Annotated in this window: 22 protein-coding genes and 1 pseudogene; 7 read left to right on the top strand and 16 right to left on the bottom strand. The window is 65.9% G+C overall.

Translation table 11 applies throughout. The annotated features are described in order from the left end of the window. The 3 genes from HW932_RS21825 (at position 1) to HW932_RS11805 (ending at position 5,959) form a co-directional block, all read left to right on the top strand. Positions 1 to 210, top strand: a complete 210-nt coding sequence (locus tag HW932_RS21825; protein WP_246296787.1) for a response regulator — start codon at positions 1 to 3, stop codon at positions 208 to 210. Further along, positions 207 to 5,309, top strand: a complete 5,103-nt coding sequence (locus HW932_RS11810) for a response regulator (RefSeq protein ID WP_246296786.1) — start codon at positions 207 to 209, stop codon at positions 5,307 to 5,309. The genes HW932_RS21825 and HW932_RS11810 overlap by 4 nt, the downstream gene beginning before the upstream one ends. Before the next feature lie 80 nt (positions 5,310 to 5,389). Continuing rightward, on the top strand, positions 5,390 to 5,959 hold the full coding sequence (locus HW932_RS11805; RefSeq protein ID WP_176976692.1) for a Uma2 family endonuclease: 570 nt from the start codon (positions 5,390 to 5,392) through the stop codon (positions 5,957 to 5,959). On the opposite strand, the gene HW932_RS11800 is transcribed toward HW932_RS11805, so the two are convergent. The 3 genes from HW932_RS11800 to HW932_RS11790 are packed head-to-tail and all read right to left on the bottom strand — an operon-like array spanning position 5,935 to position 9,694. Next, positions 5,935 to 6,666, bottom strand: a complete 732-nt coding sequence (locus HW932_RS11800) for a phosphatase PAP2 family protein (RefSeq protein ID WP_176976691.1) — start codon at positions 6,664 to 6,666, stop codon at positions 5,935 to 5,937. The genes HW932_RS11805 and HW932_RS11800 overlap by 25 nt on opposite strands. 6 nt (positions 6,667 to 6,672) lie before the next feature. Continuing rightward, positions 6,673 to 8,793 (bottom strand): ATP-binding protein, encoded by a 2,121-nt coding sequence (locus HW932_RS11795; protein WP_176976690.1) that lies wholly within the window; start codon positions 8,791 to 8,793, stop codon positions 6,673 to 6,675. Between the two features lie 25 nt (positions 8,794 to 8,818). After that, positions 8,819 to 9,694: an ABC transporter substrate-binding protein gene (locus HW932_RS11790; protein WP_176976689.1), complete on the bottom strand. Its 876-nt coding sequence runs from the start codon at positions 9,692 to 9,694 to the stop codon at positions 8,819 to 8,821. 168 nt (positions 9,695 to 9,862) lie between these two features. Between HW932_RS11790 and HW932_RS11785 the strand changes: the two genes are divergently transcribed. Further along, complete coding sequence (locus HW932_RS11785) at positions 9,863 to 11,377, top strand: hypothetical protein (RefSeq protein WP_176976688.1); 1,515 nt, start codon at positions 9,863 to 9,865, stop codon at positions 11,375 to 11,377. Positions 11,378 to 11,528: 151 nt separating this feature from the next. Next, entirely contained in the window at positions 11,529 to 11,816 is a 288-nt protein-coding gene (cowN, locus tag HW932_RS11780) for a N(2)-fixation sustaining protein CowN (protein ID WP_176976687.1), read from the top strand. A gap of 7 nt (positions 11,817 to 11,823) precedes the next feature. On the opposite strand, the gene lipB is transcribed toward cowN, so the two are convergent. The 10 genes and pseudogenes from lipB to HW932_RS11730 all read right to left on the bottom strand — a co-directional run bounded on the left by lipB (position 11,824) and on the right by HW932_RS11730 (position 20,907). Next, the gene (lipB, locus tag HW932_RS11775; RefSeq protein ID WP_176976686.1) at positions 11,824 to 12,456 is read right to left on the bottom strand and encodes a lipoyl(octanoyl) transferase LipB; all 633 of its coding nucleotides are present in this window, start codon (positions 12,454 to 12,456) and stop codon (positions 11,824 to 11,826) included. After that, positions 12,453 to 12,722: a YbeD family protein gene (locus tag HW932_RS11770; RefSeq protein ID WP_012972037.1), complete on the bottom strand. Its 270-nt coding sequence runs from the start codon at positions 12,720 to 12,722 to the stop codon at positions 12,453 to 12,455. The genes lipB and HW932_RS11770 overlap by 4 nt, the downstream gene beginning before the upstream one ends. Continuing rightward, complete coding sequence (locus HW932_RS11765) at positions 12,715 to 13,575, bottom strand: aminotransferase class IV (RefSeq protein ID WP_176976685.1); 861 nt, start codon at positions 13,573 to 13,575, stop codon at positions 12,715 to 12,717. The genes HW932_RS11770 and HW932_RS11765 overlap by 8 nt, the downstream gene beginning before the upstream one ends. A gap of 13 nt (positions 13,576 to 13,588) precedes the next feature. After that, the gene (locus HW932_RS11760; protein WP_176976684.1) at positions 13,589 to 14,731 is read right to left on the bottom strand and encodes a D-alanyl-D-alanine carboxypeptidase family protein; all 1,143 of its coding nucleotides are present in this window, start codon (positions 14,729 to 14,731) and stop codon (positions 13,589 to 13,591) included. A 177-nt stretch (positions 14,732 to 14,908) separates the two neighbouring features. Further along, positions 14,909 to 15,412: pseudogene (locus HW932_RS11755) on the bottom strand (septal ring lytic transglycosylase RlpA family protein); the annotation flags it as partial. Positions 15,413 to 15,420: 8 nt separating this feature from the next. After that, a complete protein-coding gene (gene rodA, locus HW932_RS11750) occupies positions 15,421 to 16,551 on the bottom strand; it encodes a rod shape-determining protein RodA (protein WP_176976682.1) in 1,131 nt (376 codons plus the stop codon). Then, positions 16,541 to 18,415 carry a penicillin-binding protein 2 gene (gene mrdA, locus HW932_RS11745; RefSeq protein ID WP_176976681.1) on the bottom strand — a complete coding sequence of 625 codons (1,875 nt, stop codon included), beginning with the start codon at positions 18,413 to 18,415 and terminating at the stop codon, positions 16,541 to 16,543. The genes rodA and mrdA overlap by 11 nt, the downstream gene beginning before the upstream one ends. Before the next feature lie 5 nt (positions 18,416 to 18,420). Then, the gene (gene mreD / locus HW932_RS11740) at positions 18,421 to 18,939 is read right to left on the bottom strand and encodes a rod shape-determining protein MreD (RefSeq protein WP_176976680.1); all 519 of its coding nucleotides are present in this window, start codon (positions 18,937 to 18,939) and stop codon (positions 18,421 to 18,423) included. Continuing rightward, on the bottom strand, positions 18,936 to 19,808 hold the full coding sequence (gene mreC, locus HW932_RS11735) for a rod shape-determining protein MreC (protein WP_222932357.1): 873 nt from the start codon (positions 19,806 to 19,808) through the stop codon (positions 18,936 to 18,938). Before mreC ends, mreD begins: the two co-directional genes overlap by 4 nt. Positions 19,809 to 19,860: 52 nt before the next feature. Continuing rightward, entirely contained in the window at positions 19,861 to 20,907 is a 1,047-nt protein-coding gene (locus tag HW932_RS11730; RefSeq protein ID WP_176976679.1) for a rod shape-determining protein, read from the bottom strand. A 245-nt stretch (positions 20,908 to 21,152) separates the two neighbouring features. Between HW932_RS11730 and gatC the strand changes: the two genes are divergently transcribed. Both gatC and gatA read left to right on the top strand, forming a co-directional pair. Next, entirely contained in the window at positions 21,153 to 21,440 is a 288-nt protein-coding gene (gatC, locus tag HW932_RS11725; protein ID WP_176976678.1) for an Asp-tRNA(Asn)/Glu-tRNA(Gln) amidotransferase subunit GatC, read from the top strand. Further along, a complete protein-coding gene (gene gatA, locus HW932_RS11720; RefSeq protein WP_176976677.1) occupies positions 21,440 to 22,894 on the top strand; it encodes an Asp-tRNA(Asn)/Glu-tRNA(Gln) amidotransferase subunit GatA in 1,455 nt (484 codons plus the stop codon). The genes gatC and gatA overlap by 1 nt, the downstream gene beginning before the upstream one ends. 54 nt (positions 22,895 to 22,948) lie before the next feature. Here the strand turns inward: gatA and mgtE are convergent, their stop codons facing one another. The 3 genes from mgtE to HW932_RS11705 form a co-directional block, all read right to left on the bottom strand. Then, complete coding sequence (mgtE, locus tag HW932_RS11715) at positions 22,949 to 24,310, bottom strand: magnesium transporter (protein ID WP_176976676.1); 1,362 nt, start codon at positions 24,308 to 24,310, stop codon at positions 22,949 to 22,951. A gap of 98 nt (positions 24,311 to 24,408) precedes the next feature. Then, on the bottom strand, positions 24,409 to 26,151 hold the full coding sequence (ptsP, locus tag HW932_RS11710; protein ID WP_176976675.1) for a phosphoenolpyruvate--protein phosphotransferase: 1,743 nt from the start codon (positions 26,149 to 26,151) through the stop codon (positions 24,409 to 24,411). Further along, positions 26,148 to 26,417 (bottom strand): HPr family phosphocarrier protein, encoded by a 270-nt coding sequence (locus tag HW932_RS11705; RefSeq protein WP_176976674.1) that lies wholly within the window; start codon positions 26,415 to 26,417, stop codon positions 26,148 to 26,150. The genes ptsP and HW932_RS11705 overlap by 4 nt, the downstream gene beginning before the upstream one ends. Positions 26,418 to 26,430: the final 13 nt, after the last annotated feature.

Genomic DNA, 26,430 nt, shown 5'->3' with positions numbered 1-26,430 from the left:
ATGCCGGACCTGGACGGATACGAGACCTGTCGCCGACTCAAGGCCGATCCGGCCACGGCGGACATTCCGGTGTTCTTCGTCACAGGGCGGCTCGAACCGGCCGAGCGCGCGACCGGGCTGGCGCTGGGCGCACTCGATTACCTCCTCAAGCCGATCGATCCCGAACACCTGCTGGAGCGAGTCGCCGCCGTCCTCGATACGCCTCTATGATGCGCTTCCGCTCGATGCTCGTCGTTGCCCTGGCGCTGCTCGCGGTCGCCCTGGGGCCGGCTCGTGCCGAGTCGACGGACCGGACGGCGGCGCCGAGCGCCGACATCGCCCTGACCGAGGCCGAGCGCGTCTGGCTGCGCGAGCACCCCGTCATCCGCGCCCACAACGAGCAGAACTGGCCACCCTTCAATTTCAACAGCTATGGCGAGCCGCGCGGCTTCTCGATCGACTATCTGAACCTGCTGGCCGACAAGCTCGGTCTGCGGGTCGAGTATCAGACCGGGTCGGACTGGAATGTCTTCATGGACCGGATCCGCGACAAACGGCTCGACCTGATGCTCAACATCGTCGCCACCGAGGAGCGGCGCGCCGATCTGCTCTTCACCGAGTCCTATGCGACCACGCCCAATGTGATCGTCAGCCGTCGTGACCAGCCGTTCGCGGATCTGAACGACTTGCGGGGGCGGGTGGTCGCCTTTCCGGCCGGCTTCTTCGTCGAGAGCCTGTTGAGCCGGTACTACCCGGACATCCGACGCCTGCCGGCCGAGGATGCACTGGAGGCGCTGAAGGCCGTCGCGCTCGGACGCGCCGATGCCGCCATCGGGCGGGATGCCGTGGTGCGGTATCAGATCGCCGGCAATCTGCTGGCCAATCTGCGGATCTCGGGCGAGGTCGAGTCCGTCGACCCGGACATGACCGGGCTGCGCATCGGGGTGCGCAACGACTGGCCGCTGCTGCACTCGGCGCTCGGCAAGGCGATGGCGCACGTCACCCAGGAGGAGCTGAAACACCTGCGCGAACGCTGGCTGCAGGAGACGACGTCCGTGGTCGGCGGCGGGCCGGCGGAGACCGGCGCCTACCAGCCCGTTTCCATCCAGCTCCTGATCGGTGTCGCCGTTCTGACGACCCTGGCCGCCCTGCTCCTGATCCTGCTGCGGCGTTCGCGTCAGGGCGCCGAGGATCGGCTGTTCGATCGGCGCAATCTGCGCAAGGTCGTCCTGCTCGTGGTCGGGATCTTTCTGACCCTGATCCTGATACTGGCCGGCCATGGATTCGGTCGGATCGAGCGCGGACTGCGCGTCGAGATCGGACAGACCCTGCAAACCGTCAATCGTGCCGCGCTCCAGACGCTGGAGATGTGGCTGGATGACCGGATGCTCCACATCCACCACATCACCGGGAATCCGGATCTGGTCGCACTGGCCGGTCGGTTGGTCGGCGAGGCGCCGCGACTCGAGGCGGCCGATCGCGAGCGTCTCCAGCAGATCTACCGGGCGCACATCAAGGACGCGGGTCTCTCCAATCTGAAGCTGCTCGCGCCCGATGGGCGTGTCGTCATCGCCTTGTACGATCTCGATCGTCCGTCACAACTGGCCACGCGTGAACCCGAAGCCTTTGCGCGCGCGCTGGCCGGGGAGACGGTTCTGATTCCGCCGAGCACGCTGGACAGTCCGGACGCGCCGACCGCGGGTGCTCGATCGGAGTCGGCCCTGTTCATCCTCGCGCCGATGAGACGCGAGGCGCGCGTCATCGGCGTGCTGGCCATGCGCTTCGATCCGTCCGTGACCTTCGGCCGGATCGGATCGATCATGCGCATCGGCGAGACGGGCGAGACCTATCTGCTCGACCGTCAGGCGCGCCTGCTGACACCCTCGCGTTTCAGCGATACCCAGTCGCTGTCGGTCCGGATCGGCGACGCGCCCGGCTTTCTGAACTGGCGCATCCGCGACCCCGGCGTCGATCTGACCGCCGGTCGGACGCCGGCGAGCGAGCCTTCCACCTGGCCCCTGACGCGATTGGCCGCCGACGTGTTGAGCGGTCGCAACGGACTGGACGTGCAGGGGTATCGCGATTATCGGGGCGTGCCGGTCATGGGCGCCTGGAGCTGGTCGAACCGACTGGGCGTCGGCGTGGCCACCGAGATCGATCTGGACGAGGCGCTGGCGCCCTTCCGCGACTCGCGCGCGCTCATCCTGGGCGCGCTCCTGAGCACCTCGCTCCTGGTGCTGGCCCTGGCCGCGATCATCGTCTGGCTGGGCGAGCGCACGCGCGCGCGCCTGAATGTGCTGGTCGAGGAACGCACCCATGAGTTGCGCAAGCTCGCCCAGGTGGTCGAACAGAACCCGCTGTGCATCGTCATCACCGACGTCGAGGGCCGTATCGAGCACGTCAATCCGGCCTTCACCCGATTGACTGGCTATGCGCGCGAGGAGGTCGTCGGTCAGAATCCGCGACTGCTCAAGAGCGAGCTCACGCCCCCCGAGCGTTATGTCGAACTCTGGGACACCATCCTGAGCGGCCGGACCTGGAACGGCGAGATCTGCAACCGCCGCAAGGATGGCGAACTCTATTGGGTCTCGGTCTCCATCGCCCCCGTGACCAACCGCGCCGGACAGGTGACGGACTTCGTCGCCATGAGCCAGGATCTCACCGAGCGTCGGCGCATCACCGAGGAGCTGGCCAAGCGCGAGCGCCTGTTCAGGAGTCTGGTCAGCACCATCCCCGGCACTGTCTTCCGCTCTCTGATCGACTCGGACTGGACCATGCTGTTCATCAGCGACGAGATCGAGCGACTCTCGGGCCATCCGGCGAGCGAGTTCATCCACAACGTGGTACGTACCTACGGCAGCCTCATCCATCCCGAGGATGTCGCGCATGTCGCGCAGGTGATCGATGCGGCCGTGTCGCGGCATCTGTCCTATACGGTCGAATACCGGATCATCGACCGTGAGGGCCGAATCCATCATGTCTACGAACAGGGACAGGCCAGCTATGACTCGGCGGGCATCCCGATCGATCTGGCCGGGACCGTGATCGACATCAGCGACCGCAAGGCCGCCGAGGTCGAGCTGCTGGCCGCCAAGGAGCTGGCCGAGGAAGCCACGCAGGCCAAGTCGAGCTTCCTGGCCAACATGAGCCACGAGATCCGCACCCCGATGAACGCCATCATCGGCATGGCGCATCTGGCGTTGCAGACCGAACTCGACGCCCGTCAGCGCAACTACATCGAAAAGGTGCATCGCTCGGCCGAGGCGTTGCTCGGCATCATCAACGACATCCTGGACTTCTCCAAGATCGAGGCCGGCAAGCTCGACATCGAGCACATCGATTTCCGGCTCGAAGACGTGATGGACAACCTCTCGAATCTGGTCGGACTCAAGGCCGAGGAGAAGGGGGTGGAGCTGATGTTCGATCTCCCCCCCGAGGCGCCCATGGCGCTCGTCGGCGATCCGCTGCGGCTGGGCCAGATCCTGATCAATCTGGGCAACAACGCGGTCAAGTTCACCGATCCGGGCGGCGAGATCCTGATCTCGGTACGGGTGTTGGATCAGGACGCGGACTGGGTGCGGCTCGGTTTCAGTGTGCGCGACACGGGCATCGGCATGTCGCCGGAGCAGCAGGCACGGCTGTTCGAGTCCTTCAGCCAGGCCGACATGTCGACGACGCGCAAATATGGCGGTACCGGCCTGGGACTGACGATCTCCAAGCGCCTGACAGAGCTGATGGACGGCGAGATCCGGGTCGAGAGCGCGCTAGGGCAGGGCAGTACCTTCGGCTTCGACGTGCGCCTTGGGCAGCAGCGCGGCGTCGTCAGTGAACCCGTGCATCTGTCGCGCGAAGCGCTGTCGCTGCGGATTCTGGTCGTCGACGACAATGCCACCGCGCGCGAGATCCTGACCCAGATGCTGCTGGCCTTCGGTTTCGCGGTCGAAGCGGCGGCGAGCGGTCCGGAGGCGATCGAGCGTTTGTGCGCCGCCGATCGGTCCGAACCCTTCGACCTGATGCTGATGGACTGGAAGATGCCCGAGATGGATGGGATCGAGACCATCCGCCGGTTGCGCGCCCAGACCGAGATCACCCATGCACCGACCCTGATCATGGTGACGGCCTATGGGCGCGAGGCCGCACATCAGGCCGCCGCCGAACTGGGCGTGGCCGGTTTCCTGACCAAGCCGGTGACGCCCTCGACCCTGCTCGATGCCGTCATGCACGCCGTCGGTCGGCAGGTCGGTCAGTTCACGCGCGCGACCCATCGTCAGGAGGAATCCTCCGAGGCAATCGCCGGCCTGCGCGGCGCCCATGTGCTGCTGGTCGAGGACAACGAGCTTAATCAGGAACTGGCGCTGGAGCTGCTGGTCAGCAACGGGTTGAGTGTCGAGATCGCGGCCAATGGGCAGGAGGCGCTGGAGCGGCTCGCCGGTGAGTCGCGCTTCGACGGCGTGCTCATGGACTGTCAGATGCCGGTGATGGACGGTTACTCGGCCACGCGCGCCATCCGCGCGCGTCCGGAGCTGGCCGGGCTGCCGGTGATCGCCATGACCGCCAACGTCATGAGCGGCGATCGCGAGAAGGCGCTCGCCGCCGGGATGAACGACCACATCGGCAAGCCGATCAATGTGCGCGAGATGTTCGCGACCATGGCCAAGTGGATTCGGCCGGCGCGTGCCGTCCTGCCGCCGTCCGAGTCGGCCGTCGGGGTCGAGATCCCGGATACGTCGGTCGAGCCGATCCCCGAGCTTTCGGGGATCGACACCCAGGCGGGACTGGCGATCAGTCAGAACGATCCGCGTCTGTACCTGAAGCTCCTGCGACGTTTCCGCGAGAGTCAGGGCGATTTCGGCGTGCGTTTCGCGGCGGCACGGCTCGATCCCGACGCCGAGGCCGCCACGCGCTGCGCCCATACGCTCAAGGGCGTGGCCGGCAACATCGCCGCGCGCGATGTCCAGGCGGCGGCTCAGGCGCTGGAGTCGGCCTGTCAGGCGGGCGAATCGGGCGAACGTCTCGACGTGCTTCTGGCCGAGACTCTGGTTTGTCTGGAACCTGTGCTGGCCGGCTTGGCGGTGCTCGATCGATCGGAATCGGCCGAATCCGGCACGGCTCCGGTCGAGCGCGTGGTCGTCGAGCCGATCCTGGCGCGTTTGCGCGCCCTGCTGCTCGACGACGATACCGAGGCGGCGGATGTGGCCGAGGAATTGACCACGCGACTGGCCGGCAGTGCGCTCGGGTCGCTCATGGGCCGGATGACTCGGGCCATTGAGGACTATGACTTCGAGGCCGCTCTGACGGTGCTGGACGAGTTGGAGCGAAATCTGACGTGAGCGCGGCGATCAGGACGGCAAAACGACGCCGATCCTGATAGCCTAGACGGGACTCAACCACGATCGACGGAGCCATGGCCATGTCGAACCTAGCCGAAGCCCAGCGCCTGACCCTGGAAGACTATCTGGCGGGCGAGGAAGCCTCCGACGTCAAGCATGAATACATCGCCGGAGAGGTCTTCGCCATGGCCGGCGCGACCGAGGAGCATGTCACCATCTCACTGAACATGGGCGCGCTACTGCGCGCCCATGTGCGCGGTACGCCTTGCCGGGTCTATATGGCCGACATGAAGCTCCAAGTCGCCACCCAGACCTCCGCAAACGTCTTCTATCCCGACGTCTTCGTCACCTGCTCATCGTCCGACGCGGGCGAACGCAAGCTCAAGCGCGAACCGACCCTCATCATCGAAGTCCTTTCGGAATCGACCGAAGCCTATGATCGCGGCGCCAAGTTCGCCCATTATCGGCAGTTGGAGACCCTGCGCGAATATGTCCTGATCGATTCGCGTAGCCGTTCGATCGAGGTCTTCCGGCGTTGCGACCAGGGCTGGCTGCTGTCTCCAGTGGCTTCGGATGCGCCGCTCGTGCTCGAATCCCTGGAGTTCTCCTGCAACCAGGACGCCGTCTACGAGGACGTGGTCTTCGACTGAACTCGAATGCCGGCTTTCGCCGCTTGCGTTTCGGGAAAGAAGAGCCAGCCCAGCAACCGATAACCGATCCACACCAGGAGCAGCGACGTCAGAACGTCGCTCAAGAAGTGCCCGCCCGAGACCAGTCGCGCCAATCCGACCCCAAGCGCATAGACCAGCGCCAGCCACATCCAGGGCGAGCCGCGCCCGGCCAAAGTCGCCGCCGCCGCCACCACATAGGCCGCCGCCGCCGCATGTCCCGAGCTGAACGAGCCGCCCTCCTGATCCGACAGCACGAAGGCCGGCGTAAAGGTCTTGTCCCCGCCGAACTCCATCACAGTGACCGGCCGCGCCCGTCCCCAATGCTCCTTGAAACCCTGGTTGACGATCAGCCCCGGCACCAGGATCAGCAGACAGAGCAGAAACGCCAGCTTGCGCCCCGTGAACCCGAACCAGCCGCGCCCCGTGCGCCGGTTGAACCACCAGAGCGCGATCAGCGCCAGATTCACCCCCACCATCAGCACGGGCACCGACTCATGGAGCGCACGCTCCCAGGGTTCGCCCTTGAGCGTGAATCCGGCTCCAGGCGTGTAGAACAGCCCGGAGACCGCCAGATCGAGGCCCGGCCACAGCACCATCAGCAGGGCGAAGACCGGAAAACCGATCCAGAGGATCAGGGGAACGCCGAGCCGGCTCGAACGGGTCAGACGCGACAGGACACTGGACATGGGCGATCAGCTCGGATTCGATGATGTGGACGACGCACGGCCGACCTCGACCGGCTGGACGGGAATATCGAGCCTGAAGCAGCTGCCCTGGTCGGGTTCACTCTCCAAGCTCAGGGTTCCGCCCAGCGCCTCGGTCAGACGGCGGGCGATGGCCAGACCCAGCCCGGTGCCGCCATAGCGCCGCGTATGCGAGCCGTCGGCCTGGACGAAGGGCTCGAAGATGCTTGCGTGCAGTTCGCCCGGAATGCCGATCCCGGTATCCGTCACGCAGATGGCGAGCCGGCCGCGCCCGTTCGCCGCCGTCTCGGTGTCGAGCCAGGTCGCGAGCCGGATCTCGCCTTCGTGGGTGAACTTGACGGCATTGGCGGTCAGCTTGTCGAGTACCTGCTGCAAGCGCTGTGCATCGACGACCACGAATCCAGGCGCCGGACGGCTGGAGTCCAGGACGAAGCCCAGTCCCTTTTTCTCGGCTTGGGGGGCGTGGACGGTCATGACGTCCCGGATGATCCGGAGCGGATCGCAGGGGCCGGGCTGGAGCTGGACGTCCTCGGCATCCATGCGCGTGTAGTCCAGGATGTCGGCCAGGATGGCCAGCAGCGAGTCGGCGGAGCGCTTGACGGTGTCGAGCTGACGGCGCTGGCGCTCGTTCAGGTCTGACTCCAGCAGCAGTTCGGTCATGCCCAGGATGCCGTGCATGGGCGTGCGCAGCTCGTGGCTCATGGTCGAGAGGAAGGTCGTCTTGGCGCGCGCGGCGCTCTCAGCACGCTCCTTGGCCGCCAGCAGTTCGGCCTCGTGCCGCTTGCGCTCGGTGATGTCCGAGGTGACGCCGACATAGTGCTGGAGTTCGCCCTGTTCGTCGCGCACGGCATCGATGGTCAGGATCGCGGTGTAGAACTCGCCATCCCGACGGCGGTTGACGATCTCGCCGCGCCAGTGACCTCGGGTGATGACGGCGTCCCAGAGATCGCGATAGAAAGTCTGGTCGTGCAGCCCGGAGGAGAGCAGACGCGGATTGCGGCCCAGCGCCTCCGCGCCGCTGTAGCCGGTCATGCGTTCGAAGGCCGGGTTGGTCGAGAGGATCTCGCCCGAGGGCGTGGTCAGCATGATGGCGTCGCTGCTGGCCTCGAAGACGCTGGAGGTCAGCCGGCGCTGGCGTTCCAGTTCGGCGCGCTGCTGCGCGAGACGGCGGCGGCGCAGCCAGAGCAGTAGGATGGCCACCGAGAGCGCGACCAGGATCGGCACGACGATCATCGACAACCGGCCCGCCTCACGGAGCCACTGCGCCTGGATGTAGTCGCGATCGAGATGGACGGCGATCACGACCGGATAGCGGCTGGAGGCGCGATAGGCCGTCAGGACGTGATGACCGTCGGCCAGTGTCTGCGCCAGCTCGCCCAGCTCCAGCCGCTCCAGCCGCGCGGGCACCTCGCCGGACTGATCCGCGCGTCCGGGGATGTCGTCGGGACTGGTCGAGAGCAGCAGCAGACCGTCGTAGCGCAGGAGCTGGACGCGACCCTCCTCGGTCGGCAGTAGCTGGCTGAAGTGGTCGATGAAGTCGTCCGGGTTGAGGGCGGCCAGCCACCAGTAGGGCGTGTCGTCGAGTTCGAAGCGGTGCATGACCGGAATCAGGCTGGCGGCACGCGGCGGCGGTGGTTGACCCGTGCTCGGGGTCGCGTTCGCCAGATCCCGTCCCACCCAGGGTCGGCCGATGCGTGGCGGGGCGCCGCCCAGAGTGGTCTCCGGGTAGAAGCCGTCCAGTGTGATCCTGAGACCGATATTGCGTGCATCCGAACTGCCGATCACCGAGCCATCCGTCGTCAGGATCGACAGCGAGCGCAGAAAGGGCGAGGGACGCAGCAATCCGGTCAGATGCGTTGCGAGCGCCCGGTCGTCGGTCAGATCCTGTCCCGGCGGCAGATTGCCCACGCTCAGGTCGATGACCTGGAGCGTCTTGGTCAGATAATCCTCGAAATTGCGTGCGTGCATCCGGGCCGTGGCGAACGCATCCGTGGTGGCCTTGTCGTGCAGACGCCAGAGCGTGATGCCGAAGGCCGCCAGCCAGCCGCTCGCCAATAGGACCAGGGCGGCCAGGATCAGGCCGTGTCGCTGTGATTCGCTGTGAGACATGAATGCGGCCGGATGTCAGGCTGGCTCAATGCACCACGATGGGTTCGAGACCGTGACGGCGCGCCGCCTCCAGGAGTCGGCCATCGGTCTTGATCGCGGTGATGAAACGCTCGACGCGCGCGTGGAAGGCGTCATCGCCCGGCGCCATGGCCCAGGCGTAGGGCGTGAGGTGATAGCTCGCGCTCGGCGAGACGATCCGTTCCCAGTCATGCTGGTCGATGCCCGGCGTCGTCATCCAGGTGTAGCCGGTGTTCTGATCGGACTGGGTGGGCGAGACGAGACGCGCCCAGTCGTGATTGTCGAGCATGCGCCGGCTGTACGCATAGTCGGTCATGAAGACGTCAGCCCGTCCCGACTGGACTTCCTGCTCACGGGAATGGGGCGTGTCGAGCACGCGCAACTCGGCGTGCTGGAGCTTTTCGCGCATGACCGCCTCGTGCAGCGTGCCCTTGGCCACGGCGACCACGGTGCCCGGCTGGTCGATGTCTGACCAGTCGCGGATGCGCCGATTGGTGCGGGTGGTGACGGCATAGATGTCGCTGGCCAGATACGGCTGGGTGAAACGCAGATGCTGCTGACGCGCCGGCGTGATGCCGATGGCGAACATGGCGATGTCGCAGCGGTCGCCGAGCACGTCCTCGATCAGGGTGGCGAAGGCGCTGTCGACGAATTCGACCTCGACCCCGAGATCGCGGGCGAGTTCGCGCGCCAGATCGACGTCGATGCCCGAGAGCTGGAGCGTCTTGGGATTGCGGAACGAGATGCCGTAGTAATCCGGCCAGATGCAGACGCGCAGTGTCTGAGCGGTCTGGATGCGCTGGAGACGATCGTCGTCGGCCATGACGAGGCCGTGCATGACGATCAGCAGGGCGCCGACGAACAGCCTGAGTGCGTGTGACATGGTGACTTGATCCTCGGAACGGTCTCGATTCGAGTTTGCATTACGGCATATCAGAACATCATTCTCAAGCATGCCGACCCCTTTGGGGGACTCGGGGGTGGATTCGCACTCCAGCTTGGCCTAGCCTAGAACGCCCCCTGCATCCAACATCGAGGAAGGTTCAGTCTCATGCGTATCTGGTTCGGCGCGCTCGCGCTACTCGTCTCGTTCGATCTGCTGGCTGCGATCCCGGCCACGCCCGTGATGACGGTCTACAAGTTCAATGGCCCCATGGACGTCCCCTATTACGACGCCGACCGCTTCGCGGCCGCCGGCACCGCCGCCGGGCGCGCCGGAACCCTGGTGCAGGGCACATCGGTCATCCCCTGTCTGATGATCCGCAACGGCGAGCCGCTGACCGACAGGGACGGCACGCCCTATGTCGGCTTCGAGGTCGTGGTCGACCCGCGCTCGGCGACTCCCGCCTCGACCGAAGTCTTCAAGCGCGCCGTGGCCGAGCGCAAGGAACTCCAGGTACGCAACCATCACTGCCCGGCGAGCGTGCGCAACGTCATCAATGTGCGCGAACTCTATGCGCTGGAGAAGGCGCCCTTCTTCGATCCGCCGCGCTCGGGCGGACGCCGCGGCTCGACGGGCGGCGCCAGTGAACTCGACCGCATCGTGCGCGCTTTCCATGATTCGAACGAATGTGCTTCGGTCAACACGCGTCTGACACGCCGCCGTCAGGCCCTGGAGCGCGCCTGGGAGGATTTCAGCGCCCGGCGCTCGGACCTCGGCTCGCCGACCACGCTGGCGCGCGCCAAGCATCTGGATTACGCCATGCGTACCGCGCTCTACGAGGGACATCTGGGACGCGGCTGCAACGCCTATGGGGCCTGCGAGCGCAACATCGTGGTGCTCTCGATCCGCAATCGTGCGGTGGGACAGTGCCAGCGCGGGCAGGGCTGTACCTTCCCCGGCGACTTCCAGGGCGTCTCCTCGGCGCCTTCTCAGTACAACATCTGGGACGAGTACCTGACCCAGATCTCGGGTCTGACCGCCTGCTATCTGCGACCGGATCTGGCCGACCGCGACAACTACGCCAAGCTCCAGGCCATGTATGCCCAGACCGTGCCGGACGCCGAGCAGATCCTCTATGGCGGTGATTCGGGTCTGCGCGCCGTCTTCCCCGGCAACAGCCTGAGCGATCTGACCACCACGCGCCATTACTACCACGCCCCGGCCATGGGCCAATGCTTCCCCAACCACGACCGGGTCGAGTACATGACCGGCGCCGTGGCACGCAAGGGCGACGACTTCGCGCTGATCGCCAATACCCGCATCGAGGTCGGTGACAAATCCGGCTCCGGCTATGCGTTCAAGGAGTTCCTGGTCACTCAGGAGCCGGATCGCGATGTCGTCCGCGTCCAGGACAACTATCCGGGCTTCCTGGTCGATGCGCGCAAGGTCTCGCTGAAGCGTCCGGACTACTGTCCGCCCTATGGCATCCCGGGCGGCTGTCGCTCGGCCGGCGCCGGACGCTATCGCAAGGTGCCGAACTGGCTCGGCTCAGGCGATCCGGTCGAACTCCATTGCCGGATCGCCGATCGCGGCGAAACCTGCAAGGAGTCCGGTTCGATGCGCTCGGTGAGCGTCGGCGGCGTCTGTGACAAGGAGATGCGTCCGGTGGCGCGGGTGCCCTGAGACGCGAATCCGGCCTCGTTCTTGCTTGAATCTCCGGCACATGATGGGTCGGTAGCGGCTCTCCGCCGAAACCGACCCGGTATCAAAGACCTGGCCTGCGCCGATCCAGCCGGGTCGTGTCGGATTCGAGACAACAGAGGAATCATCAACCGTGTCCCAGGCTGCCGTGAAGATTGATCGCTATATCACGTTCGAGGGCCTCGAGTGCGACGAGCAGGCGCGTCGCATTCTGGACTGTATCCGTGACTGTATCGAGGCGCCCGAAGCCTCGTCCTGGAGCGCCTATTTCGAGCGCAAGCTCGACGAGATCACGCGGATGGGACAGGACGAGCTGTTCGTCGTCGGCAGTCAGGTCAACTATATCCGCGCCCTGTTCGAGCATCACGGACACCGTGAAGGGCTGGATCTGCTCGACCGGATCGAGGACGAATGCTGCTGAGTCGGCTTCAGTCCGGTCGGCTCAGGTATCGCGGCAGGATCTCGGCCAGCGCCCGAGCCGTCTCGGTGAGCGTGATCCCAGGGACATGATCGACGAGCCGGGTGACGGTCAGTCCGGCATAGCCGCAGGGATTGATGCGGCCGAAGGGTTCCAGGTCCAGGTCGACATTGAGCGCCAGACCGTGATAGCTGCACCCGTTGCGCACGCGCAGACCCAGTGACGCGATCTTGGCTCCGGCGACATAGACGCCGGGCGCGTTGGCGCGCCGTTCGGCCTCGATGCCGTGCGTGGCCAGCAGATCGATGATCGCCTGTTCCAGTCGCTCCACCAGCCGCTTGATACCGATCCCCGCGCGTCGCAGATCGAGCAGCAGATAGGCGACGAGCTGACCCGGACCATGATAGGTCACTTGCCCGCCGCGATCGGTCTGGACCACCGGGATGGCGCCGGGGGCGAGCAGATGCTCGGGACGCCCGGCCTGACCGAGCGTGAAGACGGGCGGGTGTTCGAGCAGCCAGAGCTCGTCCGGCGTCTCGGCGTCGCGCGTATCGGTGAAGGCGCGCATCGCCGCCCAGGTCGCTCCATAGTCCTGGAGTCCGGCCAGATGTCGGATGCGCAGCGGGGGAGACGGCGCGTTCACAGCGCCCAGGCCACCAGTTCGTGGGCGCTGAGTTCCTGGTAGATGGCGTCGAGCTGAGGCTTGCTGTGGGCCTCGAAGGTCAGGGTGACGGCGATCCATTTGCCGCCCCGGCTCTCGCGTACCGAGATCGCCGTCTCGTCGACGCCCTCGGCATGACGGCTGACGATCTCGACCACGACCGCTTCCAGTCCGCGTCCGGCCGGTCCCATGGCCTTGACCGCGAAGCGGCAGGGAAAGGTCATCAGGGTTTCTGTTTGGTCAGACATGGCCTGCTCGCACCCGTGCCTTGTAGTCCTGATAGAGGGCATCCATCCGGCGCCAGAGCGGTCCCGGACGCCCGTCGCCCACCAGCTCGCCGTCGAGCCGCGTGACCGGCAGCACCTCGCGCGTCGAACTGCTGAGCCAGATCTCGTCGGCCGCGCGCAGGGTGTCGAGCGCGACCGGCCGTTCCACGAACTCCAGACCGTGCTCGTGCGCCAGGGTCAGGGCCATTTCGCGCGTGATGCCCGAGAGCAGCAGCCGGCTCTTGGGCGGGGTCATGAGCGCGCCTCCGGCGACGACGAAGACGTTGGAGACCGCGCCCTCCGTCACCCAGCCGTCGCGGTGCATGATGGTCTCCAGCGCATCGGCGTCGGCGGCCTCGCGGCGCATCAGCACCGCCGCCGCCAGCGAGATCGACTTGATATCGCCGCGCAGCCAGCGGATGTCGGGATGGGTGATGCAGGCGACGCCCTGTTCGGCGATGGCGGGTGCGCGCGGCTTGATCGGCTTGGCGAAGGCGAGCACGGTCGGTCGCACGCCCTCGGGACAGAGATGATCGCGCTCGGGCGCCGTGCCGCGCGTCACCTGGAGATAGACGTACTGATCCGCAGCCGGCGGCTCGCCGATCAGCCGCCGCAGCACCGTGCGCCAGTCCTCGCGCGCGAGCGGCGCGTCCAGCCGCATGGCCGCGAGGCTCGCGTCCAGCCGGTCGAGATGCGGCTCCAGACCCAGGAAGTGACCGCCATAGCTCGGGATGACCTCGTAGACGCCGTCGCCGAACAGGAATCCACGGTCCATGACCGAGATGTGCGCGGCCTCGGGCGGCACGAAGGCGCCGTTGAGATAGAGTTCGTTCACGTGCGATCGCCCATCAGAACATCCGCAGCACGCTGTCCTTGGCCTGACGCCAGAGACCGCCCTTGGGCAGATCCTGGAGCGCGACGAGCGGAATGCGCGTGACCTCCTCCTCACCCATGGACACCACCACGTCGCCGAGCTGGTCGCCCTGAGCGATGGGGGCATTCATATCCGAGGTCTTCTCGATACGCGCGCTGAGCTTGTCGTACTGGCCGCGCGGGATCGTGGCCACCACGTCGCGCTGCGGCCCCACGGGCAGGGTGTCCTGATCGCCGTACCAGACGCGCAGGTTCTCGATTGGCTGACCGACGGGGTAGAGCTTGTGGCTCTCGTAGGTGCGGAAACCATAGTTGAGCAGGGCCAGGCTGGCCTCGGCGCGTGCCCTGGGGCTGGGCGTGCCCATCACGACCGAGATCAGGCGCATGTCGTCGCGCTTGGCCGATCCGACCAGACAGTAACCGGCCGCCTTGGTGTAGCCGGTCTTGATGCCGTCGGCCGTGGGATCGCGCTTGAGCAACGGGTTGCGATTGGCCTGGGTGATGCCGTTGTAGGTGAATTCCTGGTTGGAGTACCAGGCGTAGTATTCGGGAAACTCGCGGATCAGGGCCACGGCGACCCGCGCCATGTCTCGCGCGGTCGTATAGAGCTCGGGGTCCGGCAGGCCATTGGGGTTGGTGAAATGGCTGTTGGTCATGCCGAGCCGCTTGGCATGGGCGTTCATGAGATTGGCGAAGGACTCGACGTTGCCCGAGACGTATTCGGCCAGGGCCACGCTGGCATCGTTGCCAGACTGGATGATCATGCCCTTGAGCAGATCCTCCAGACTGACCTGCTTGCCGACCTCGATGAACATCTTGGAGCCGCCGGTGCGCCAGGCCTTCTCGCTGACCAGCACCTGATCGGTGAGTTTGATGCGCTCGGAGGCCAGCTCGCGGAACACCGTGTAGGCCGTCATGATCTTGGTCAGACTCGCCGGCTCGAGCCGCTCGTCGGCATTGAGTTCGGCCAGGGTCTTGCCCGTATGGAAGTCGACCAGCAGATAACCCTTGGCCTCCAGTTCGGGAGGAGCGGGCGTCGTCGTTTGCGCACCGACGGGCAGGCCGAGCGGGAGCAGCAGCAGAAACCACGGGAGCAGGCGCTTGATGGCTGATTTCATGGGTGATCCGAAAACTCGGGGGTGGCGAGAGAATTGTGGCGCATTTTACCCCTCAAATCGCAAAAATGGCACAGTGTTTCAGTTTTGTAGCGAAGCCGCCGCGCGGGTCGGGCGGCCAGTGTCGCTCTCGGCCTCGGAGTGGTCAGCCAGGAAGGGCAGGAAGCTCCAGAAACGGCGTCTGGGATCGATCGCCTGGACTTCCACTCGCGCCGTGCCCTGGCGCTTCATTCCGAGCTTGACGGCGGCCGTGTAGGAGAGATCGATGACGCGACCGTCGTGAAAGGGGCCGCGATCGTTGATCCGCACCACGACACGGCGACCGTTTTCGAGATTGGTGACGCGCGCATAGGTCGGCAGCGGCAGCGTCTTGTGCGCCGCGCTCATGGCGTACATGTCATAGGTCTCGCCCGAGCTGGTCTTGCGCCCGTGGAAGGGACGGCCATACCAGGAGGCCAGTCCGCGCTCGACATGGCCGCGCGCGGACTTCTGGGTGTAATAGCGCCGGCCGAAGACCACATAGGACTCTGGATTGCCCGACTTGGCCAACGGCTCGACCTTGGGCACGGCATCCGGGATGCGGGCGATGGCCTCATCGTCGAGTTCGCCGCGACTGGCGCAGCCGGTCAGTGCGAGCAGCAGGATGACGACGATGATGAGTGGCTGGAGGGTGGTGTCACGCATGATCCGACTCATTTCCTGGCACGGTGGGTCTCGATCGACATCAGTATCCCGAAACCGGCCATGAGTGTCACCATCGAGGTGCCGCCATAGCTGATCAGCGGCAGGGGCACGCCGACCACCGGCAGCAGACCGCTCACCATGCCGGTGTTGACGAACAGATAGACGAAGAACACGAGCGTCAGGCCGCCGGCGAGCAGGCGCTCGTAGTTGTCCTGGGCGCGCGCGGCGATCATCAGCCCGCGTCCGATGATGAACAGATAGAGCGCCATCAGGGCCAGGATGCCGGTGAAGCCGAACTCCTCGCCGATCACGGCGAAGATGAAGTCGGTGTGGCGCTCGGGCAGGAATTCCAGGTGCGACTGAGTACCGTTGAGCCATCCCTTGCCCGAAAGCCCGCCCGAACCGATGGCGATCTGCGACTGGATGATGTGATAGCCGCTGCCCAGCGGATCGGACTGCGGATCGAGCAGAGTCATGACGCGCGCGCGCTGGTAGTCGTGCATGTGCATCCAGACCAGCGGCGCCACGGCGGCGGCGATGGCGATCAGTCCAGTGATCATGCGCCAGCTCAGCCCGGCGATGAAGAGCACCATGACGCCCGCGCTCAGGACCAGCAGCGAGGTGCCCAGGTCCGGCTGCTTGGCGATCAACCCGACCGGGATCAGACTCAGCACGGCCGCCAGCAACACGCCCGACAGACGCGGCGGCAAGGGGCGCAACGCCAGCACCCAGGCCACGGTCATGGGTACGGCGAGCTTGAGCAATTCCGAGGGCTGGAAGCGCACTACGCCGAAATCCAGCCAGCGTTGCGCGCCCTTGCCGATGTCGCCGACCAGGAGCACGGCCACCAGCATCAACACGCCCAGCCCATAGAGCCCCAGCGACCAGCGTTTGAACTGGCCAGGGGAGATCTGAGCAATGGCCAGCATGATGCCGAAGGCGATGCCCAGACGCAGGAGCTGACGCTCGACCATCACCCATTCCTTGTCGCCGGCGCTGTAGAGCACCACCAGGCCGAAGCCGCACAGCGCCAGCAGTCCGGTCATGAGCGGAGCGTCGATGTGCAGCCGGCGCAGCCAGCCCCCCTCGCTGGCATCGACCTCCCAGTTCGCCCGTGAGGACAGTGGATCAGTCGCCATCGCTCTTCGTCTCCGATTCGTCCGGCAGCGGCGTGCCGCCGAGATAGGCATCGATGACCCGGCGCGCAATCGGCGCGGCGGTCCCGCTGCCCGAACCGCCGTTCTCCACCATCACCGCCACGGCGATACGCGGATCCTCGACCGGCGCGAAGGCGACGAAGAGCGCGTGATCGCGCAGACGCTCCGAGATCTTGGACGCGTCGTAGCGCTCCTTCTGGCCGATGGTGAAGACCTGCGAGGTGCCGGTCTTGCCGGCGATCCGGTAGTCGTTGGAGTGGATGCGCTTGGCGGTTCCGCGCTGGCTCTCCACGACCTTGGCCATGTCCTCGATGGCGATGTCCCAATCGCCCGGATTGGTGATCTGGATCTGACGCGCGACCGTGGGGAAGACGGTCGCCACGTCGGCCCCCGGCACACGTCGCGCATAGGCCAGTCGCGGCTGGATGAAGTGCCCCTTGTTGGCCAGGGCGGCGGTGGCCGCCGCCAGTTGCATGGGCGTGGCCAGGAAATAGCCCTGGCCGATGCCCATGATGAGGGTCTCGCCCGGATACCAGGGCTGTTTGCGTACGCGCTCCTTCCATTCGCGCGACGGCAGGAGTCCGGGCAGCTCGCCCGAGACATCGACGCCGGTTCGCGAACCGAAACCGAATTCCGAGAGGAAGGCGTGGAGCTTGTCGACCCCCATCTGGTTGGCCAGCCAGTAGAAATAGACATCGCAGGATTGCACGATGCCCAGCTCCAGATCGACCGTGCCATGCCCGCCGCGCCGCCAGCAGCGGAAGCGGTGCTTCTGACCCGGCAGCGAGAAGTAACCCGGACAAAAGGTCGATTTGCGCGGCGTGACGAAACCCAGCGACAGACCGCCGAGCCCGATGAAAGGCTTGACCGTGGAGCCGGGCGGATACTGACCGCGAATGGCGCGGTTGTAGAGCGGTTTGTCGGGTGAGTGGAGCAGGGCGTCGTAATTGCTCTGGCTGATCCCCTCGACGAAGAGATTGGGGTCGAAGCTCGGTGTGCTCACCAGGGCCAGCACGCCGCCGCTGCGCGGATCGATGGCCACGATCGAGCCGCGATTCGCGCCGAGCGCCTCGGTGGCCGCCTGTTGCAGCGCGATGTCGAGATAGAGATAGAGATCCTGACCCGGCGCCGGCGGCGTGCTCTCGAGCGTGCGCAGGATGCGTCCGCGCGCATTGACCTCGACCTGCTGATAGCCGACCTTGCCGTGCAGCACGTCCTCGTGGGCCAGTTCCACGCCGCCCTTGCCGATGAAGTTGGTGCCGGCATAGTTGCCCTTGTCGATGCGCGCCAGTTCCTTTTCGTTGATGCGTCCGACATAGCCGAGCACATGGGCCGTGAGATCGCCCTTGGGATAGGTACGGATCAGCTCGGCATGGACCTCGACGCCGGGGAAACGATAGCCGTCGACGGCAAAGCGGGCTACTTCTTCGGACGTCAGGTTCAAGCGGATGGGGACCGGCTGAAAGCGCATGCGCTGGCGTTTGAGGCGCTCGAAGCGCGTCAGGTCGCCATCCTCGATCGGTATCAGCTTTCTGAGCTCGTCGATGGTGGCCTTCAGATCCTCGACCTTCTCGATCGTGATCACCAGCGAGAAGGACGGATGATTCTCAGCGAGCACCACGCCCTTGGCATCGAAGATCAGCCCACGGTTGGGCGGTACCGGCTGGATCTTGACCCGGTTCTCGGTCGACAGGACCGTGAAGTGCTCGTGAAGCTCCAGTTGCAGATGGAACAGCCGCGCCAGGATCAGGCTCAGCCCAAGGACGACGAACACGCCCGCCACGATGGCGCGCGTCCTGACCAGACGCTGTTCGCGCTGGCGATCCTCCAGACTGCTTTCGAGCATGTCGCTCAACCCAACCCCAGACGACGTTCGAAAGGCACCAGCAGCCAGGCCATGATCGGCCAGAACGCCAGACCGACCAGCGCCGAGATCCAGTAGGTCAGGGCCGGCATCGGTTGCCCGGTCGCGCCGATGATCCAAAGCGTCAGTAGTCGCTCGGTCAACAGGATCAGGGCCACGAAGAAAGCCTGCTGCCACGGCGGAAAGATGCGGATGCGCGGGCGCAGCACCAGCGCCAGATAGGCCGTGACCGAGAGCGCCAGCGCGTGCTGACCGAGCAGGGCGCCGGTGAGCACGTCGAGCATCAGGCCGACCACGAACCCCGTGAAGATGCCGACCCGGCGCGGTGTGGCGAAGCACCAGAAGAGGATGGCCAGCACGGTCCAGGGCGGACGGTAGTCCCAGGGCCAGTCCGACAGCGGCAGGATGGTCAGATACATCGCCAGCGTGAGTGAGAGCGCGATCGGCCAGAAGGGCTGACGAGGCTTGTAAGACGGCTTGCTCGAACGTTTCTTGACGGTCTTCACGGCGGCATGTCCCTGGGCTTGAGGGCCTCGGCGGTCAGGGCCTGCAGGCGCGAGGTCTCGTTCAGGTTCCAGACCAGCAGGACTTCGCGGCTGCGATCGAGCCGGGCCGTGGGTTCGGCCAGGACGGTGGTGAAGGGGTTGTCCGGATCCTGGCGCACCGTCTTGACACGCGCCACCGGATAGCCGGAAGGAAAGCGTCCGTCCATCCCGGATGTCACCAGCAGATCATCGACCTGGATATCGGCGTTCTTGGGGATGTAGAGCAGTTCGAGATCCTGATTGGGGCCGGTGCCGGCGGCGATGGTGCGCAGTCCATTGCGGTTGACCTCGACCGGCAGGGCGTGATCGGAGTCGGTGATCAGCAGCACCACCGACGAGAAGGGATTGGCGCGGATGACCTGCCCCATCACCGCATTGGCGTCGAGCACCGGCTGACCGACGAAGACCCCGGCATTGGTGCCCTTGTTCACCATCACCTGCTGACGATAGGGTGCGAGCTCGACGGCCATGATCTCGGCGATCAGCACCCGCTCGCCGACGTCGAGCGAGGAACCGAGCAGGTCGCGCAGACGTGCGTTCTCGGCCTCCATCGACTCGAACTGCTGGAGCCGCGCCTTGAGCAGCAGGTTCTCGCGATGCAGTTCGGTGTTCTCGTCACGCAGGATGTCCTGACCGGCGAAGCGTTCGCGCGCCTCGCGGAAGAGTTGGCTGGGCCGGTCGGCGGCCAGTTGCAGCGGATAGGTCACGAGTGAGAGCGCCGTGCGCAGCAGCTCCAGGTGATGCTGATGGTGATCGGCCACGAGCAACCCGAGCGCCATCAGCACGGCCAGGATGACGCGGACATTGGGTGATGGGCCTGGGTTGAACAGAGGTTTGATGACGGCAGTCCTCGTCGAGAGCGTCCGCGAACGCTCTTGGCTGTCATTCGGTCGCGAACAAGGCGCTCTCCTGCGTGTCGAGCATCTCCAGCACCATCCCGCCTCCGCGAGCGACACAGGTCAGCGGATCCTCGGCCACGATCACCGGCAGTCCGGTCTCCTCCTCGATCAGCCGGTCGAAGCCGCGCAGCAGCGAACCGCCGCCGGTCAGCACGATGCCGCGCTCGGCGACATCGGCGCCCAGCTCGGGCGGGGTCTTTTCCAGCGCCATCTTGACGGCCTGCACCACCATCGACAGGGGTTCCTGGAGCGCTTCCAGGATCTCGTTGCTGTTGAGCGTGAAACTGCGCGGCACGCCCTCGGCCAGACTGCGGCCCTTGACGTCGATCTCCAGCACCTCGTTGCCCGGGAAGGCCGAACCGATGCTGTGTTTGATGCGCTCGGCGGTGGCCTCTCCGATCTGGGTGCCGTAGTTGCGGCGCACATAGTTGACGATGGCGTCGTCGAAGGTGTCGCCGCCGATGCGTACCGACTCGGCATAGACGATGCCGCTCAGCGAGATCACCGCCACCTCGGCCGTGCCGCCGCCGATGTCGATGACCATGCAGCCGCGTGGTTCGTGCACCGAAAGCCCCGCGCCGATGGCTGCCGAGATGGGCTCCTCGATCAGATAGACCTCGCGCGCGCCGGCGCCGGCGGCCGACTCCTTGATGGCACGGCGCTCGACCTGGGTCGAGCCGCAGGGCACGCAGATGAGCACGCGCGGACTGGGACGCAGGAAACTGGTCTCATGCACCTTATGGATGAAGTACTGGAGCATCTTCTCGGTGACGGTGAAGTCGGCGATGACGCCATCCTTCATCGGCCGGATCGCGGTGACGTTCTGAGGGGTGCGGCCGAGCATCTGCTTGGCCTCCTCGCCGACGGCCACCACCGTCTTGGTACCGCCCTGGCGTTCGTGCCGGATGGCCACGACTGATGGCTCGTTGAGCACGATGCCGCGACCACGGGCATAGATCAGGGTATTGGCGGTCCCCAGGTCGATCGACAGATCATTGGAGAACATTCCGCGAATGTTTCTGAAGAACATCGGTAAAGATACCTTCCGGGTGGTAAGGAACGCCATGGATGGGTGCGGCGTCGCAGAAGAGGAGTAGCCCGGGTCTCGGTTCCGATACGGGATCCCTGGATGATTGGGGCGCTAATCTAGCAATGCGGGACTGGATCGGCAAGGCACCGGCGGTGTCGGGTCTTCGGGAAGGCCGGGTCGAGTCGCCCGCCCCGACGCCCTTTTGTGCTATTTTCGCCCATTTTACCGCCAACGGCCGTTTCAACATGTCACTGGATTCCTCAGACATCGACAAGATCGCCCATCTGGCCCGGCTCGCCATCGCTCCCGAGCAGCGCGCGCGCTATGCCACGGATCTCTCCAATATCCTCGACCTGGTCGCTCAGATGGACGCGGTCGACACCTCGGGCGTCGAGCCCATGGCCCATCCGCTGCACATGGTCCAGCGTCTGCGCCCGGACGTCGCCGCCGAATCCAACCAGCGTGAACACTTCCAGTCCATCGCCCCCCTGACCGAGGGCGGACTCTATCTGGTTCCGAAGGTCATCGACTGATGCAGAACAAATCGATCGCTCAAATGGCCGCCGATCTGCGGCTGCGGACCTATTCCAGCGTTGAGCTGACCCGGCATTATCTGGAGCGCATCGCGCGGCTCGATCCGGCGCTGAACTCCTTCATCACGGTGGCGGCCGAATCGGCGCTCGCGGCGGCCGAGCGTGCCGACCAGACGCTCAGATCCGGCGAGGCCGGGCCGCTGACCGGCATCCCGATCGCGCACAAGGACATCTTCTGTACCCAGGGTCTGAAGACCAGTTGCGGTTCGCGGATGCTCGACGACTTCGTCGCGCCCTATGACGCGACCATCGTCGAGCGGCTGGCGGCGGCCGGCGCCGTGGTGCTCGGCAAGACCAACATGGACGAGTTCGCTATGGGGTCGAGCAACGAGACGAGCTGGTATGGCCCGGTCAGGAATCCCTGGGACGCGGCCCGCGTGCCGGGCGGTTCCTCGGGCGGTTCGGCGGCGGCGGTGGCTGCACGACTGTGCGCGGCGGCCACGGCGAGCGACACCGGCGGATCGATCCGTCAGCCGGCGGCGCTGTGCGGCGTAACCGGCATCAAGCCGACCTATGGACGCTGCTCGCGCTGGGGCATGATCGCCTTCGCCTCCTCGCTCGATCAGGCCGGGGTCATGGCGCGCTCGGCGGCGGACGCGGCCTTCATCCTCGACGAGATGGCCGGCTTCGATGAACGCGACTCGACCAGCGCCGATGTCCCGGTTCCGGACTATGTCGATGCGCTCGACGACGATCTGCATGGTCTGCGCATCGGGTTGCCGAAGGAATACTTCGGGGCCGGACTCGATGCGCGCATCGGCGATGCGGTCATGGCGGCGATCAAGGAGTACGAGGCGCTCGGCGCCGAGATCGTCGAGATCAGCCTGCCCAACAGCCCGCTCTCGGTGCCGGTCTATTATGTGGTCGCGCCGGCGGAGTGCTCATCCAACCTGGCGCGCTTCGATGGGGTGCGTTACGGCCATCGCTGCGACAATCCGAAAGACCTGCAAGACCTCTATGAGCGCAGTCGCGCCGAGGGCTTCGGTCCCGAGGTCCAGCGCCGGATCATGATCGGCGCCTATGTGCTCTCGGCCGGCTATTACGACGCCTACTATCTCAAGGCGCAGAAGATCCGCCAGTTGATCGCGGACGACTTCAAACGCGCCTTCGAGCAGGTCGACGTCATCATGGGACCGACCAGCCCCACGACCGCCTTCCAGCTCGGCTCCAAGATGGACGATCCGGTGTCGATGTATCTCAACGACATCTACACCATCGCCACCAACCTCGCCGGACTGCCGGGGATGTCGATCCCCGTCGAACCCGTCGACGGTCTGCCGGTCGGGTTGCAGATCATCGGCAACTACTTCCAGGAAGCCCGTCTGCTCAATGTCGCCCACCGCTACCAGCACGCGACGCACTGGCATCAGGCCGCACCAGCCGGTTTCGAGTGAGCCGTCCAGCCCCTATCCCCTCGCGGGAGAGGGGGCTGAACAGACGATCCGCCCTCAGAGCAGAAACAGGGTCGCCAACCCCAGAAAAGACAGGAAGCCGACCACATCCGTCACTGTGGTCAGGATGACCCCGCCGGCCAGCGCCGGGTCGATGCCGAACCGTTCGAGCGCCAGCGGCAGCAGCGCCCCGGCCAAGGCGGCGGCCAGCAGATTGATGCTGATCGCCGCGCCGATGACCAGCGCGATCTCGGGATCACTGAACCAGACCCAGGCGATCAGCGCCACCACCAGCGCCCAGATGACGCTGTTGATGGCCGCCACCGCCAGCTCTTTCATCAGCAACCAGCGACTGTTGTTGGACGTGAGCTGACCGAGCGCCAGCCCGCGGATGGCGAGCGTGAGCGTCTGCGTGCCGGCGATGCCGCCCATGCTGGCGACCACAGGCATCAATACCGCCAGCGCCACGATCTGCTGGATGGTGTCCTCGAAGCGTCCGATGACCCAGGCGGCCAGAAACGCCGTGAGCAGATTGATTCCCAGCCAGAGAGCGCGGCGGCGCGCGCTCAGGATCACGGGCGCGAACATGTCCTCGGTCTCCGACAGGCCTGCCTGACCGAGGAACTGATGATCGGCCTCCTCGCGGATGACGTCCATGACGTCGTCGACCGTGATGCGTCCGAGCAGATTGCCCTCTTCGTCGACCACAGGCGCCGTCACCAGATCGTGCTGCTCGAACCGGGTGGCGACCTCGCGCGCGCTCCAGGTCGCCGGAATGGCCTGGACATCGAGTGTCATGGCCTCGGCGACCGAGTCCTCCGGGTCATGGGTCAGCAGATCGGTCAGATAGAGCACGCCCAGATAACGGCCCTTGCGGTCGACCACGATCAGGTTGTCTGTGATGTCCGGCAGCCCGTCCTTGAGTCGGCGCAGATAGCGGATCACCACGTCGAGCGTCATCTCGGGACGCACGGTCACGGTGTCGCTGTTCATGAGTCCGCCGGCGCTGTCTTCGGGATAGGAGAGCGCCTTTTCGAGCCGGTCGCGCCGCTGCTGATCGAGCGACTTGACCACCTCGCGTGTGATGGCGAGCGGCAGATCCTGGATGAGGTCGGCCAGGTCGTCGGTGTCGAGCGTACCGATGGCGGCGATCAGCTCGCCGGCATCCATCAGGGCGATGAGCTGCTCGCGCACGTCGTCGTGCAGATAGGCCAGCACCTCGCCGTCGTATTCGGCATCGACCAGGTTCCACAGCAGCTCGCGTTCCTTGTGCGGCAAGGATTCGAGCAGATGCGCAATCTCGGCCGGCTGGAGGGCATTGAGCATACGCGCGGCCTGACGCACCGCGCCCTGTTCGAGGACGCGGCGCAGATCCTCGAGGCGCGTGTTGTCGGCAATGGAGGTCGCGGGAAGGCTCATGGTCACCTGCTGGCGCGGTCGCTGAGTCGGGAGTCCGGATCGTCCGGTACGAGCCGGGAGACGACTATGCTACCAGTTCAGGGCGCGGGCGTGGACGCTCAGGCGGCGTCGAAGACCGCGAGCAGATCGGTGGAGTCGGACTCGTCGAGTCGGGCGAAGAACTGGTCGGCGCGCCGGGCCAGAGCGTCGGCATCCGAGTCGAGCAGGATCTCCTTGATGTCGAGCAGGGCGCCGGGCTGCATGCTGAACTCGCGCAGTCCCATGCCGAGCAGGAGGCGCGTGAAGCGCGGATCGCCGGCCATCTCGCCGCACATCCCGACCGGGACGTCGAGCGCGCGTCCGGCCTCGATGGTGAGCCGGATCAGGCGCAGGATGGCCGGATGCGCCGGGTCGAAGAGGTCGTTGACCGCATCGTCCAGCCGGTCGATGGCCAGGGTGTACTGGATCAGGTCATTGGTGCCGATCGACAGGAAGTCCATCCGGCGCGCGATGGCGTGTGCGGTGAGCGCGGCGGCGGGCACCTCGATCATGGCCCCGATCGGCATGGCGGCGTCATAGGCCAGTCCGTCGCGGTCGAGCTGGCGTTTGAGCTCGGCGACGATGGTCAGGACGCGGTCGATCTCGTGCACGCTGGTGACGAGCGGCAGCATCAGCCGCACCGGGCCGAGCGCCGAGGCGCGCAGGATGGCGCGCACCTGAGGCCGGAAGAGTTCGGGTTCCTTCAGACAGAGCCGGATGGCGCGCAGCCCGAGCGCGGGATTGCTGACGTTCGAGCCGGGCCGGGCCAGGGCCTCGCTGTGCTTGTCGACCCCGAGATCGAGCGTGCGGATGGTGATGGGACGACCGTCGAGCGCGCCCAGCATGGCGCTGTAGTTGGCCAGGTGTTCCTCTTCGTCCGGCAGGTCGGCGCGGTTCATGTAGAGGAATTCGGTGCGATAGAGTCCGACTCCGTGCGCCCCATTGGCCTTGGCCAGCTCGACGTCCTCGGCCAGCTCCAGATTGGCCTGGAGCCGGATCTCCATGCCGTCGCGCGTGCGGGCCGGGCGGTCGACGAGCGTGCGCAGTCGGCTCTGGCGCACCTGGATCTCGCGCAGGCGCTGGCGGTAGTCATCGACGATTCGTTCATCGGCATTGGCGATGACCGTCCCGCTGGCGCTGTCGACGATCAGCAGTTCTCCGGCGCGCAGATAGCGGCTGATATCGTGCAGCCCCATGACCGCCGGCACGCCGAGACTGCGCGCCAGGATCGCGGTATGCGACATGGGACCGCCGTACTCGGTGACGAAGGCCACGGCGCCGCGATGATGCAGCAGGATGGCATCGGCGGGCATCAGGTCGCGCGCGACCACGACATAGCCGTCCAGATCCCGTGGCGCGAGTGTCGGTTCACTCGGCTCGCCGCGCAGGAAGATCTGGATCTGGCGCACCACGTGCTCGATGTCGTCGCGGCGCGTGCGCAGATAGGGATCGTCCATGCGGTCGAAGACCGCGATCAGGGTATCGCGCTGGCGTTGCAGCGCCCATTCGGCGGTGCACAGCTGCTCGGCCACGATATGACGCACGCCGTCGATGAGCGCCGTGTCCTCCAGCATCAGCAGATGGGTGTCGATGAACTCGACGATCTCGACCGGCGTGTCCGGCGGGATCTGGGCATGCACCCGCTTGAGCGCGCCGCGCGCGGCCTCGACCGCCAGATCGAAACGGGCGATCTCGTCCTGGATCTCGTCGGCGCCGATCGGTGCGTGGGTCACGCCCCCCTGTCCACGGATGTCGACGAAGGCCGGACCCAGTGCGATCGAGTTCGGGGCGCCGATCCCGATGCCCTGGAAGGCGAGAGTCACTCTGGTTCTCCGAAGCGGTCCAGTATGAGTTGTTCGATGGCCGCCATGGTCTCCTGTTCGTCCGGGCCCGTGGCCTCGACCACAACCGTGGTCCCCTGACTGGCGGCCAGCATCATGACGCCCATGATGCTCTTGCCGTTGACGCTCTGGCCACGGCGCTCGACCCTGACCTCGCTCTCGAAGCGATTGGCGCACTGCACCAGTTTGGCGGCCGCCCGCGCATGCAGACCGAGTTTGTTGCGGATCTCGAGTTCTTGGCGAATCATCCGGTGTGATCCT

The sequence above is a fragment of the Allochromatium humboldtianum genome (assembly GCF_013385175.1).
GTDB classification, from domain to species: domain Bacteria; phylum Pseudomonadota; class Gammaproteobacteria; order Chromatiales; family Chromatiaceae; genus Thermochromatium; species Thermochromatium humboldtianum.
The sequence above is the reverse complement of the archived record's forward strand: the minus strand, read 5'-3'. Positions and strand labels throughout refer to the sequence as shown.